At 59.3% G+C, this 12,563-nt stretch carries 9 protein-coding genes and 3 pseudogenes; 3 read left to right on the forward strand and 9 right to left on the reverse strand.

Annotated elements, in window-relative coordinates; translation table 11 throughout:
* Positions 1–542: 542 nt before the first annotated feature.
* A complete protein-coding gene (locus ACQB61_RS12900; RefSeq protein ID WP_430512936.1) occupies positions 543–2,027 on the reverse strand; it encodes an aldehyde dehydrogenase family protein in 1,485 nt (494 codons plus the stop codon).
* 33 nt (positions 2,028–2,060) lie between these two features.
* Positions 2,061–2,204, reverse strand: coding sequence for a hypothetical protein (locus ACQB61_RS12905; protein WP_430512937.1), 144 nt, complete (start codon positions 2,202–2,204; stop codon positions 2,061–2,063).
* 236 nt (positions 2,205–2,440) lie between these two features.
* Here ACQB61_RS12905 and ACQB61_RS12910 point away from each other — a divergent pair.
* A pseudogene (locus ACQB61_RS12910) lies at positions 2,441–2,652 on the forward strand (CopG family ribbon-helix-helix protein); the annotation flags it as partial.
* A gap of 284 nt (positions 2,653–2,936) precedes the next feature.
* On the opposite strand, the gene ACQB61_RS12915 reads toward ACQB61_RS12910, so the two are convergent.
* The 6 genes and pseudogenes from ACQB61_RS12915 to ACQB61_RS12940 all read right to left on the reverse strand — a co-directional run bounded on the left by ACQB61_RS12915 (position 2,937) and on the right by ACQB61_RS12940 (position 9,076).
* Positions 2,937–3,224, reverse strand: a complete 288-nt coding sequence (locus tag ACQB61_RS12915; RefSeq protein ID WP_430512938.1) for an SIR2 family protein — start codon at positions 3,222–3,224, stop codon at positions 2,937–2,939.
* The gene (locus tag ACQB61_RS12920) at positions 3,224–3,802 is read right to left on the reverse strand and encodes a hypothetical protein (protein ID WP_430512939.1); all 579 of its coding nucleotides are present in this window, start codon (positions 3,800–3,802) and stop codon (positions 3,224–3,226) included. The genes ACQB61_RS12915 and ACQB61_RS12920 overlap by 1 nt, the downstream gene beginning before the upstream one ends.
* A complete protein-coding gene (locus ACQB61_RS12925) occupies positions 3,795–4,265 on the reverse strand; it encodes a hypothetical protein (RefSeq protein ID WP_430512940.1) in 471 nt (156 codons plus the stop codon). The genes ACQB61_RS12920 and ACQB61_RS12925 overlap by 8 nt, the downstream gene beginning before the upstream one ends.
* A complete protein-coding gene (locus ACQB61_RS12930; protein ID WP_430512941.1) occupies positions 4,256–4,768 on the reverse strand; it encodes a ParA family protein in 513 nt (170 codons plus the stop codon). Before ACQB61_RS12930 ends, ACQB61_RS12925 begins: the two co-directional genes overlap by 10 nt.
* A gap of 162 nt (positions 4,769–4,930) precedes the next feature.
* A pseudogene (scpA, locus tag ACQB61_RS12935) lies at positions 4,931–7,091 on the reverse strand (methylmalonyl-CoA mutase); the annotation flags it as partial.
* On the reverse strand, positions 7,088–9,076 hold the full coding sequence (locus tag ACQB61_RS12940; RefSeq protein WP_430512942.1) for a methylmalonyl-CoA mutase family protein: 1,989 nt from the start codon (positions 9,074–9,076) through the stop codon (positions 7,088–7,090). The gene ACQB61_RS12940 and the pseudogene scpA, both read right to left, overlap by 4 nt.
* Positions 9,077–9,483: 407 nt before the next feature.
* Between ACQB61_RS12940 and ACQB61_RS12945 the strand changes: the two genes are divergently transcribed.
* A complete protein-coding gene (locus ACQB61_RS12945; protein WP_430512943.1) occupies positions 9,484–10,185 on the forward strand; it encodes a response regulator transcription factor in 702 nt (233 codons plus the stop codon).
* Between the two features lie 84 nt (positions 10,186–10,269).
* Here ACQB61_RS12945 and ACQB61_RS12950 read toward each other — a convergent pair whose 3' ends face one another.
* Positions 10,270–10,677, reverse strand: a complete 408-nt coding sequence (locus ACQB61_RS12950) for a DUF4332 domain-containing protein (protein ID WP_430512944.1) — start codon at positions 10,675–10,677, stop codon at positions 10,270–10,272.
* A gap of 187 nt (positions 10,678–10,864) precedes the next feature.
* Here ACQB61_RS12950 and ACQB61_RS12955 point away from each other — a divergent pair.
* A pseudogene (locus ACQB61_RS12955) lies at positions 10,865–12,423 on the forward strand (helicase HerA-like domain-containing protein).
* The last annotated feature ends 140 nt before the right edge of the window (positions 12,424–12,563 follow it).

Here is a 12,563-nt window from a genome sequence, read left to right on the forward strand (position 1 = left end):
CCCAAGCGGCACAGTCTGCCGCCCGAACAACGGCCCTGGCGGCATCTCTGCCACCCCAGGCACTTCAGCAGAACGGCACGGCGCGCCGCCCTCCACTTCGGCAGGCAGCGGCGGGGTACGCTGCCCGGAAATTCCACTCAGAAATCGGCCCTGCTTCAGCAGGGATAAGCCGCTGCCCCTCTTCAGGAACAGCGCCAGTGACATGACGTTACCCACTTGCTGGAATTAGCAAAATTCGTATCTTCTGATTGCATCGATCAGATTTTCTGATCAAATAGCTGGAAACGCGGTTTGACCATGCAATTCAGAACGTTAGGTCAACTTTATGCGGGGCCCTGATCCACCGCCTTCATCAGTTACAGCGCAAAAGGTCAAAAGCCCTGCTGTGGCGGCTCATGCAGCAAGCAATCAGCTGCGCCCTAGGTACCCGCTAGGATCTGCTGGCGGGCACGACGCAGAACATCCTGCAGCCCCCAAAAACAGACAGCGTCCGGCACGATATGTCCGAACGCTGTCCGCAAAAACATGAGAAGAAACAGACCCTAGGCGCCCTGATAGTATCCCAGCACTGACTTGACTTCGAGATACTCCAGCATCCCTTCAAGGCCATACTCGCGGCCGTTGCCGGACTGCTTGTAACCGCCGAACGGGGCCATGGGATCCCAGGCTGGGTAGTTCAGATGCACCTGGCCGGAGCGGATTTGCGAAGCCACGTGCCGGACCAGATCCATGTCCTCGCCCTGCACATGGGCTCCCAGGCCGTAAATCGTGTCATTGGCGATGGAGACCGCTTCCTCGACCGTGTCGTAAGGAAGAATGCAGAGCACCGGCCCGAACACCTCGTCCTGTGCGATGCGCATATCCGTGCGCACGTCTGTGAAGATGGTCGGCTTGACGAAATATCCGGCATTGAGGCCATCCGGCCGCCCCTGTCCGCCAATCAGCAGCTTGGCGCCTTCGGCAATGGCGGCGCCGATCATGGTCTGGATGCGGTCAAACTGGGCGCGGTTGGCGATGGCCCCGTGTGTCACCGTTTCCTGAGAAGGATCGCCGACAATGATCTCGGCTGCCGTCTGCGCGGCAAGCGCCTCGACTTCGGCCAGCCTTGCGCGGGGTACGATCATGCGGGTGGGCGCACTGCAAGATTGCCCCAGATTGCGGAAGCTGGCTGCGACGCCGGGAGGGACCGCACGTGCAAGATCAGCGTCCGGCAAGATCACGTTGGGAGATTTTCCTCCCAGTTCCTGGGCGACACGCTTCACCGTCAGTGCGGCTGCCTGCGCCACAGCAATGCCAGCGCGGGTGGAGCCGGTTATGGAAATCATGTCAACATCGGAGTGCAAGGCGAGCGCAGCTCCCGCGTCCGGGCCGTTGCCATTGACGAGGTTGAACACCCCGCCGGGGAAGCCCGCCTGCTCGATGGCTTCGGCGAACAGCAGCGCGCTCAGCGGCGACAGTTCGCTTGGCTTCAGCACCAACGTGCAGCCCGCCGCCAGGGCCGGGGCCACCTTGGCGGTGATCTGATAGAGCGGCCAGTTCCAAGGCGTAATCAACGCGCACACGCCGATCGGCTCACGGGCGATGGCGGTCTGGCCGCGCCGCTCGATAAACTGGAAGTCCGAAAGGATCTCCCGTGCGGCCTTCACATGAGCGATGGCCAACGGCACCTGAGCACTACGGGCATAGCTGATCGCCGCCCCCATTTCGAGACTGAGACACTGCGCGATACGTTCGCTCTGGGCCTCAAGCTGCGCCTGCAAACGCTCCAGCAGCGCGGCCCGTTCACCCGGCAATGTCCGGCTCCAGCTGGGAAACGCCTGCCGCGCCGCAGCCACCGCAGCATCCACATCGGCGCCGTTCCCAAGGGGAACCCGCGCAATGACCTCTTCCGTGGCCGGGTTGACCACATCCGCGTGGGCTGTGCCATGCGGGGAAACCCATTGACCGCCAATGTAGAAAAGGCCGAGATGGCCGTTATCGGCGAGGTGCGTGAGCGGAGACGCCGCCCCGTCAGATGCCAGTTTCATCTTGCTTCGTGCCTCTTGTCGTGGCGGCGGCCTTCACCAGCCGCGCATGCGTTCCCGGCGTGCTCCAATACCGGCACCTTCGCCCTTGATGCCGCTGCAGACCCCGGGCCGGGCAGCCATGATGCAGGCAAGAATGGGCAAAATGCGGGCCTGAGCGCCAACCGGCAGATCCGGCATGGTCTTGCCCGGCCCCTGTGCGGGACTGCGGAAACAAAGTTCTCTTCAGCCCTTCATCGCATCCTGAGCGCAAAACAATGCGCTGAAATCATTCAGAATGCCGTCAGATATGCGGTCTTTTGGATGGCCAGACCGGTACGATCTGCTCACACCCGGCAGATGCCCGGTACCAGACACATCAACGCAAGTGCAGGTGACTTTCAGAAGACGAGACCAGCCGTCACAGGTCGAAGGTGGCGCGCCAGCGCAGCTCGCACTGGATCATGCGCGAAGCCATTGCCCAGTATTTCGAGCGCGAGGAAAAACGCGGGGCGCTGCGTCAGGCCCCCTCAAGGCATGGCAGGAATTTCAGGAAACCGGCATGGACGCCACCGCCGAAGAGGTGGATCAATGGCTGGCGAGCTGGGGCTCTGACGCCGAACTGCCCGCCCCCAAATGCCGCAAGTAATCTTCGCCGCGTTCGCTATCCGCCGCCATCCGGGATCTCCAAACGGCTGCGCGCGTTTCTGCGTGAAAAGATCCCGCCCCTCCATCGGCATCCTCGGCCTTGTGCCGAGGATCTGCACAAGCCGCTGGCCTGCAGATGGCCGGGACAAGCCCAACCATGACGAAGGAAAGAAATTTCTGCTTTGCTGGCGTCGGAGTGGCTAGTCTCGTAGGTCATCGAGTACAATCACCACGAATTTACATACGAAAATAAAAATCCACCAGGCATCAAATAAATGCGAAACTCTACCATTCAAGATTAGAAACTAATTTTTGCCTATACGCTTCAACGAGAGCCAACAACTCTGCCATAGCAACTGGGAACCCCGAATGATACTCATCTATCTTGTTGTACTCGATAACCTGAAGGTTGCGATTTTCCCGCAATGATCGCTTAAGATCAGAATGCAACCCCTCCGCAGCGAGAAAGTAGTGCGGATGTACTCTATTATACGTAAAATTCTGATTCTCTAAAATAAGATTAATATCAGGATCTCTATGCCCAGCACCTATAAAGAGAAAAGTATGGGTCATCAAAGCCGCATCGAATGCATTGTAAAAGGCGCCGCCGCAACCCGAGCCTGAGCATATTGCTTCTGATTAAAGATCAACTTATGAACTTCATCGAGCGTTCCATGGACTTTTACAAGATACCTTTCAGTCCCCCGTAAAAACTCAGAAACTCCCTCATCGTAATAATGTTTCTTCACACATGTCCCTGCATGCACGTCCTGAAGGGCGCGATCAAATATATCTTCAAAATTTAATGAAAATATAATTCTGACGTCAAGTAAAGCAATTGTTCTATGAACTTCCGCTGGCGCAAACCTAGGCCCCATGAAAGAATTCCGCAGCCTGGTTGACCAATTATGATCGTACTTCTGCTGCAACCATTCACACGCATGCAAAAGATCACCATCAGAAATTGCTTTCGCTATATGCTCCTCCGGACCTCCGGCTAGATCATCATTTGCAGAACGCAAAAACTGTTCCCAAGTAGGAGGCCGAATGCCATCCTTTCCAATAGCTTGCCGCGAAACACCGGACCCAACTACGAGAACACACCTGCGGCGAGCAATATCTCGAACTAATTCTTCAGGCCACTCAACCATCGAGGCGCTCAAACAACTTTGTGGTTACATCTCCAAAAATCGCGGAGGCCTCCTTGACCTTGGCAAAATGTGCTCCCACTACTCCATCACTCGATTTAAGTTCGAATACTGGCTTGTTATTACTCTGCGACATCGGCACCAAACTAAAGAGATTGGGCACGGTTCCAATCTCAAACGGTTGACCTGCTATTCCTTCATCAAGACCACAATCTCTAATAACGGAATCAATTTTCCTTCGAATATCTTCGTAAGCCTTTACGCCGCGACGGCTACCTGAAGCATCACGTTTCGCCAAATACTGCTGCGTTACGTACCCAACAAAATTAGATTTTCCATACCGCAAATTGGGCAACGAACGAATAGATCTAACGCTAGACACTCCGCGCCCCCAATCTTCCCACCAATCTGCAATCCATTTTGCGATATTCTCAAAAGCTTTTAGCGAAAAAATATCTATAGACATTGGGCTAACAAAATAGTCTGACGCCAACAATATAGATCTATTAATCGCCCCCAAAGATGGACTAACATCAAAAAAACTACATCATACCCCTCCATTCTACTCAACAAGTCAGAAAATACTAAATTAGTTTTTATACCTCTGACATTCCCACTCTTTGCACTACTCCAGTCTTGAGCCAGAAAATCTTCTGTCAAGGCAAGTCTAGGGTCACCAGGTAGCACATCAAAACCAAAATCATCAGATTTTCTCATCTTCAATTCATGAGAGAACCCCTCCCCTACTGTAAGAGGATCTATAATATCATAAATTGTAAAACCATTATTTCCATATATCTCATCAAGAACATTATCATTAAAAATATACTGCGTCGCATTACACTGTGGGTCTGCATCGACCACTGCAACACGCTTGTTCAGGTGAAGCGCCGCATACGCAGCAACGTTACATAAAAGCGTGGTTTTACCTACACCGCCCTTATTATTAAAGAAAGCAACGCTTCTCATATCAATTAAACACCCTAATTTTTACTACTTCGCTCGCTGCACCACATTTAATAAAGCGAAATAATAAACGCATCGTATTGCAGAAACTCCCACTTGCCAAGGTTGCACCGCATGGAGAGGGCGGCGACTGACCTCGCCTGACATGCAACTCAGATCCTCCTCACGCCGCCGCGCTCCCTCATACCCCAGCCTCGCGTTCAGCTTGGCGATGAGGTCCACGGCGGCGTCGGCGATGACGGTGCCGGGGGAAGATGGCAGTGGCGCCGGAGGCGTAGAGGGCGTCGTAGTCCTGCGGGGGGACGACGCCGCCGACGACGATCATGATGTCCTCGCGCCCTTCTGCGGCGAGTGCCGCCTTGAGGGCGGGTACCAGGGTGAGGTGGCCGGCGGCGAGCGACGAGACGCCCACTACATGCACGTCATTTTCCACTGCCTGCCGGGCGGCTTCCTCAGGGGTGGCGAACAGCGGACCGATGTCCACGTCGAAGCCGAGATCGGCAAAGGCGGAGGCGATCACCTTCTGGCCGCGGTCGTGGCCGTCCTGCCCCATCTTGGCAACGAGAATGCGCGGGCGGCGCCCGTCGTTCTCCTCGAAGGCCTCGACAAGCTTCTGCACCTTGCCCACCTTGTCCGACATGGCCCCTGCCTCGCGCTTGTAGACACCGGAAATGGAGCGGATCTCTGCCTTGTGGCGGCCAAACACCTGCTCCATCGCCAGGCTGATTTCACCCACCGTCGCCTTGGCTCTTGCGGCCTTGACGGAAAGGTCCAGGAGGTTGCCTTCGCCGGAGGCCGCGCAGGCGGTGAGAGCGGCCAGCGCGGCCTGCGTTTCGGCCTCATTGCGCTCGGCCTTGAGGCGCTGCAGCTTTTCGATCTGCATGGCGCGCACCTGCGCATTGTCCACCTTCAGAACCTCGATGGGCTCCTCAAAGTCCGGCTTGTACTTGTTGACGCCCACCACGGTCTGCGCGCCGCTGTCGATACGCGCCTGCGTCTTGGCGGCGGCCTCCTCGATGCGCAGCTTCGGAATGCCCTTCTCGATGGCCTTGGCCATGCCGCCCAGCGCCTCGACTTCGGTGATATGCGCCATGGCCTTGGCGGCGAGGTCCGCCGTCAGCTTCTCCACATAGAAGGACCCGCCCCACAGGTCGATGGGGCTGGTGGTGCCGCTTTCCTGTTGCAGGAACAGCTGGGTATTGCGAGCAATACGGGCAGAGAAGTCCGTCGGCAGGGCCAGCGCCTCGTCCAGCGCGTTGGTGTGCAGCGACTGGGTGTGGCCCTGCGTCGCCGCCATGGCCTCCACACAGGTGCGGATGACGTTGTTGTAGACATCCTGCGCCGTCAGCGACCAGCCGGAGGTCTGCGAATGGGTGCGCAGCGACAGGGACTTGTCACTCTTCGGGGCAAAGTTCTGCTGCATCAGCTGCGCCCAGATCAGGCGTGCAGCGCGCAGCTTGGCTACTTCCATGAAGAAGTTCATGCCGATCGCCCAGAAGAACGACAGGCGCGGGGCGAACTGGTCGATGTCCATGCCCGCCGCCACCCCGGCGCGGGCATATTCGATGCCGTCAGCGATGGTATAGGCCAGCTCCAGATCCGCCGTCGCCCCGGCCTCCTGCATGTGATAGCCGGAGATGGAGATGGAATTGAACTTCGGCATGTTCTGCGAGGTATAGGCAAAAATGTCCGAAATGATCCGCATCGAGGGTGCAGGCGGGTAGATGTAGGTGTTGCGGACCATGAACTCCTTCAGGATGTCGTTCTGGATGGTCCCCGACAGCAGGTTCTGCGCCACGCCCTGCTCTTCGGCAGCAACGATATAGAGCGCCAGCACCGGCAGCACGGCGCCGTTCATGGTCATGGACACGCTCATCTGGTCCAGCGGAATGCCGGAGAACAGCGTGCGCATGTCAAATATGCTGTCGATGGCCACGCCCGCCATGCCCACGTCACCGGCCACACGCGGGTGGTCGCTGTCATAGCCGCGATGGGTGGCAAGGTCGAAGGCAACCGAAAGCCCCTTCTGTCCGGCCGCCAAATTGCGCCGGTAGAAGGCGTTGGAGTCCTCCGCCGTGGAGAAGCCCGCATACTGGCGCACCGTCCAGGGTTGCTGCACATACATGGTGGGATAAGGCCCGCGCACGAAAGGCGGCAGGCCGGGGTAGCTGTCGAGATGGGCCAGACCCTCAAGGTCCGCGGCAGTGGGCACCGGCGGCACCGCGATGCCTTCCGGCGTCATCCAGCTGTCCAGCCCCTCAGTTGCTTCGGCCCTGCCCAGCACATCACGGAAGGGACGGTCGGCGAAATTCGGAATCCGGCTCACAGCAGTCCCTCCCCTGATGTTCCCGCCGCAACCGGCACGCCAAGGCGCCTGTGCGCATCTGCAAGGATATCCAGCATGGCACAGCCCTCAAAGACAAAGGCGTTAACCCCCGCTTCCTTTAAGGAAGCCTCCAGATCGCCCGGTTTGCCGGCAAGATAGATGTGCTTGGCCCCAGCAGCAGACAGGGCTGCGGCCGCCTGGGCCCCTTGCGCCGAATAGATCTTGTCGGACGAGACAAGGCAGACCAGCGGCGCGCCGCTTGCACGCCATGCCTCGACGATGGCGCCGATGCCGTCAGCCTCTGACCCGCCAGTCACCGGCAGACCGCCTGCCTCGAAGAAGTTCTTGGCCCATGTGGCGCGCGCTGTGAAATCTGCCAGCGGCCCAAGCGCCGCCAGAAACACGGTGCGTCCAGCCGGCTTGCTCAGGGCAGCAGCTTCCCGCAGGCGTTCAAATGGCTCGGACAGGCGCTCCGGTTCCGGCATCCGGGTCTTGAGGCTGATATCGTCGATCAACGGGCGGGAAGCCATGATGTCCGTTAGCGTCGCGCCCTGCTCCAGCGCGTCGAAAATCGCCTGCATAACGGATCCCTCCCCCGGTCGCGGCAGAGTGAGGGTTGAAGAGGCGGCATCCAGCAGCAGATGCTCACCGGACAGAACCCGCACCGGGCCTTCCTGCAGATTGGGGAAGGCGCTGACGCCAGTAATCTGCTGGCGGCGGCGGGCGATCTTCTGGCTACGCTCCGTCCTTGCCGTTTCCACGCGCTTCTGAACGGTTCCGGCCACCATGGCTTCAACGATGCCTCCGGCAGCTTCCGTTTCCTGAAACAGCGCCCAGGCAGCAGCAATCAGATCTTCAGTCCGGGCCTCGATGGCGCCAGAACCGGCGCCTGGGTCAGCCACCCGGTGCAGGTTGCTCTCTTCGATCAGGATGGCCTGCGTGTTGCGGGCGACGCGCCGGGCAAAGCTGTCCGGCAAGCCGCAGGCAGAGGTGAAGGGCAGCACGCAGACACTGTCCGCGCCGCCCACTCCGGCGGCAAAGCAGGCCACGGTGCCGCGCAGCATGTTTACGTAGGGATCGGCCTTCGTCAGCATCCGCCAGGAGGTCTCCATATGCAGATGCAGGTGATGCTGCGGCAGACCGCATTCTTCCAGCACCGCCGCCCAAAGGCGCCGCATCGCCCGCGCCTTGGCAATGGTGGCGGTCTGGTCCGCCGTTGCGGCAAGGGTCACGCTGATGAGCGAGGCCGGGTTGTCTCCGCCGGCTCCGCCTTCAACCAGATCCCGCAAATAGTGCAAGGCGGTCGCGAGTGTGAAGGCCAGCTCCTGAGCATCCGTTGCTCCCCGGTTGTGCCAGCCGCGCCCATCGGCACACATGATCGGACCGCTCAGGCCCTGGCCGCGCGCAAAGCGCACAAGGTCCGCAATCCGGTTGCGCAACACGGGCACTGAATTCTTCAGCGTGCCCGTATGGATGAGCTTCGTGACATAATCGCTGCAGGAAATGACATTCAGCTGCGACGGGTCCAGCCCTTTCCGGCGGGCGCTTCCCGCCAGCAGGGCCAAGGCCGATCCGCTTTCATAGCCCCCATCAACCCGGATGGTGATGAGATCGCTGTAGACCCCCTCGAACAGGCGATCGAACCCGGCTGCATCCTGTGCCCCGCAGCCATAGCCATGGGCATTGGCGGAAGAAATCAAGACCAGATCGATGCCATCAGCACCGCCTGCCAGGTCCTCCAGCAGCAGGCGATTGGCCATCTCCACGTCCGGGTGGTCCACACGCTGCAGGATCTTCCAGGGCTGCCCGGCGGGCCGGCCGTTGCGCGGCGCGGCATCCGCCTTGCGCGGATACAAGGGCGCAATCGCAAGCCCGTCTTCATTGCGCGCAACCAGACGTTCGCGCGGGGCGCCCTTCAGCGCCTTGTCAACGGCCGCCAGCCAGGCGGTTTCATCTGGTGTCCAGTCCGGGTGCAGTTCTGCCACGACGCTCAACTCCTCGGGAATGTCACCTTTATTCCATCTGAAGGAAAGCGAAACAAGCTCGCCCAAAGGCTGAAGCCTTTTCGACGGTCCAAGCCGGCAGGCGGCGTGAAGCCACCAAGGCGCCTTTCCTCCAATCTTTGGCAAATTGCTCCGCTCACAGAGTGCAGATTGGCGGATTTGGCAAAAACTATGCTCATATTACGGTTGGTATTTTTATGGTTTCTGGGCTAAAAGCAAAGATAAGCTTCTGGGCAAGAAAAAACACTTGTTTCCCAGCAGCCTGCAGACCGGAAACGCTTCCCATCAAAAAACAGCGAGCGGCCTGCAGACCCAAACGAGGTCAAACTTCCGGATCACCGGAAGTATAACAACAAGCGGTTCACGCCGCCTACATATGGATGTGCACAATGATGGATGAAGCTGAACTCAGCACGCAGCTGCGTACCATTTCAGAGTCGAACTCTGCCCAGATTGTCCTTGATGTTCTGGAGACAAGTCTGCGCCGCCTTGGGGCAACTCATATCCTCGTCACCGGCCTGCCAATGCCCAAGCGTTCCATTGAGAGCCTTGTTCAGCGCTACCGCTGGCCCGATGCCCGTTCCGGCGCTGCAGACAATCCGCCGCTGTCGGCCAATGACGCCGTCCTGACCCTTGGCCTTGCCTCAGACCGCGCATCTGTCTGGACCGTATCGGCCGGTGACACCCAGCATTCGCGCCTGATGGCAGCCGTTGGGGAAGGCTACCAGATCATTGCTGTGCCGGTGACCGAGCTGCAACCCTTCCAGGCCTTCGTTTATTGTGCTGGCCCCAGCCTCAAGGCTGACAAGTGCTCTCTGGCGGCCATCGAGATGATCGCGGAAGCCGTTTTCGTCAAGCTGCAGGACATGGGCGTCATCACCGCCCAGCGCCCTGGCGCATTGTCCACCCGCGAACGCAAGGTGCTTGAGCTCACTGCTTTCGGCAAGACCGCCGGGGAAATCGCGGAGCTGCTGGATATTTCCCAGCGCACCGTGCACGCCCACCTGCAGAACGCCAGCGTGAAGCTGAATGCCACCAACAAGACGCATACTGTGGTTGAGGCCCTTCGCTACGGACAGATCCGCGTCTGAGCGCTGATGCCAGCAAGACCCTGAAGGCCCGCCGGCTGCATCCGGCGGGCCTTTCGTTTGTCAGGCGGTTGCAAAGCTCTGCCGTCAGTATGTCAGTATGGCAGGAAGCTGCTTGGCCTCTTCGATCCAGCGGGCCACCATTGCCTCGGAAGGTACTTGGCGGACGAGTTTTTTCACCGCATTCACTTCCACCATCTTTACGGTCAGATTTGCGGGAACCCGGTGCTTGAGTTCCTTCACCGTATCCACACCGGCAGCTTCGAGCAGTTCAGAGTACTCCTCTCCAACGCCCTTGATACGCATCAGATCGGCCATGTTGGCCCATTTCAGGATCCGCTTGTGGTCCACGCCTGTTTCCGCGCCCAGCGCCTCGCGCCCCTTGGGGTCCTTGGCTCGCTCCAGCAGATCTGCGGTCGTCCGGATGCCAGCTGCATGCAACCTTTCGGCATAGACGGGACCGATGCCTTCAATATCGATGACTGGATAAGACATGCGCATTACTCCCTTTTTACTCCCACCGGCGCGGCGCGGCAGCGCCAGCCCCAAATCTATTGAAGCCGTTACGTCAGAAAATGCAATCATCCGTGGCGCAACATTCTCCCGAGGCTGTTTTGCCACTGGACCGGGCCATTTGCGGTGATAGAACTCACTGAAAGACAGACGCCAAGGGACGGAAACCGTGACGGACAGCATTTTCATTGGTGGCAGCGGCAAGGACGAAGTGCTGAACCTCAAGCTTGCCAACCGGCACGGCCTCATCACGGGAGCCACCGGCACCGGCAAGACGGTGACACTGCAGATCCTTGCCGAAGGCTTCTCGAAGGCAGGCGTTCCGGTGTTCTGCGCCGATGTGAAAGGCGATCTGTCGGGCATTGCCATGCCGGGAGATCCAAAGGACTTCCTGCTGAAGCGCGCAAAGGAAATCGGCTTTGCGGACCGCTACGAGTTTGAAGGCTTTCCGACTGTCTTCTGGGATGTGTTTGGCGAGCAGGGCCATCCGCTCAGGGCAACGGTCTCGGAGATCGGGCCTCTTCTGCTGGCGCGGATGCTGGACCTCAACGAAACACAGGAAAGCGTGCTGAACATCGCCTTTGAACTGGCCGATGACGAAGGTCTTCTGCTTCTGGATCTGAAGGACCTGCGCGCCATGATCGCCCATGTGGGCGAGCGGGCGCCTGAGCTGTCGCGCATCTATGGCAATGTCTCTTCAGCCTCTGTCGGTGCCATTCAGCGCGCGCTGCTGGTACTGGAGCGCGAAGGCGCCGACCAGTTCTTCGGTGAACCTGCTCTCGACATCCGTGATTTTGCCCGCCAAAGCCGTGACGGACTTGGTACCATCAATATTCTGGCCGCTGACAGGTTGATGCACTCCCCCGGCTCTACGCCACCTTCCTGTTGTGGATGCTGTCCGAACTGTTCGAGGAGCTGCCCGAGGTGGGCGACCCGGAAAAGCCGAAGCTCGTCTTCTTCTTCGACGAGGCCCATCTGCTGTTCACCGAAGCGCCCAAGGCCCTGCTTCAGAAGGTGGAGCAAGTTGTGCGCCTGATCCGCTCCAAGGGCGTGGGCGTCTATTTCGTCACCCAGAACCCGATGGACGTTCCGGAAACTGTGCTGGCCCAGCTTGGCAATCGCGTGCAGCACGCCCTGCGTGCCTTCACCCCGCGTGAGCAGAAGGCCGTGCGTGCGGCGGCTGAGACCTTCCGTCCCAACCCGAATCTGGATACCAGCAGCGTCATCATGGAAATGGGCGTTGGCGAGGCGCTTGTCTCGACCCTTGAAGGCAAGGGCGTGCCCTCTGTCGTGCAGCGCACGCTCATCCGCCCGCCCTCATCCCGCCTTGGCCCCATCAGCGCGGCAGAGCGGCGTGATTGCATCCAGTCCAGCCCTCTATTCGGCCTCTATGACCGCGCCCGTGATCGGGAGTCGGCCTATGAACTGCTGACTGAGCGTGCCCGCGATCAAGCCCGGATCGAGGAACGTCAGCGGGAAGACGATCTGCGGACTGGCGCCTATGACCGGGAAGAGCCTGTCCGCCGGACCCGAACCGGCTTTCAGCTGCCGGATTTCGGCCGCGATGACCGGCCACGGCAAGACAGCCAAAGCCAGCGGCGCCAAAGGGCATCCTCCCGTGACAGCGTGCTGGAGGCAGGCATGAAATCAGCCGCCCGCAGCCTTGGTTCATCGTTGGGCCGGGCCCTGGTGCGCGGTGTTCTGGGCTCGCTGAAGCGGGGCTTCTGAGCCAGACTTCACCGCCGCAGTGCACAATTCACTTCGCAGGCGCAAGAAAATATGCCAATGACGCAGGCCATGCGCAACGCATCGGCCTGCGGCGGCCCAGCCTGGACCATCCGGCAGTCTCCGCCAACAGGCCTCTGGGA

Origin of the sequence: Pannonibacter phragmitetus, from assembly GCF_050510895.1 — a bacterium.
Lineage (GTDB): Bacteria > Pseudomonadota > Alphaproteobacteria > Rhizobiales > Stappiaceae > Pannonibacter > Pannonibacter phragmitetus_B.

What these genes read in the sequence shown, in the direction of transcription:
- ACQB61_RS12900 (WP_430512936.1), bottom strand. Translation starts at nt 2,027, where the DNA reads ATGAAACTGGCATCTGACGGGGCGGCGTCTCCGCTCACGCACCTCGCC.
- ACQB61_RS12950 (WP_430512944.1), bottom strand. Translation starts at nt 10,677, where the DNA reads ATGTCTTATCCAGTCATCGATATTGAAGGCATCGGTCCCGTCTATGCC.
- ACQB61_RS12925 (WP_430512940.1), bottom strand. Translation starts at nt 4,265, where the DNA reads ATGTCTATAGATATTTTTTCGCTAAAAGCTTTTGAGAATATCGCAAAA.
- ACQB61_RS12905 (WP_430512937.1), bottom strand. Translation starts at nt 2,204, where the DNA reads ATGCCGGATCTGCCGGTTGGCGCTCAGGCCCGCATTTTGCCCATTCTT.
- ACQB61_RS12945 (WP_430512943.1), top strand. Translation starts at nt 9,484, where the DNA reads ATGATGGATGAAGCTGAACTCAGCACGCAGCTGCGTACCATTTCAGAG.
- ACQB61_RS12920 (WP_430512939.1), bottom strand. Translation starts at nt 3,802, where the DNA reads ATGGTTGAGTGGCCTGAAGAATTAGTTCGAGATATTGCTCGCCGCAGG.
- ACQB61_RS12915 (WP_430512938.1), bottom strand. Translation starts at nt 3,224, where the DNA reads ATGACCCATACTTTTCTCTTTATAGGTGCTGGGCATAGAGATCCTGAT.
- ACQB61_RS12930 (WP_430512941.1), bottom strand. Translation starts at nt 4,768, where the DNA reads ATGAGAAGCGTTGCTTTCTTTAATAATAAGGGCGGTGTAGGTAAAACC.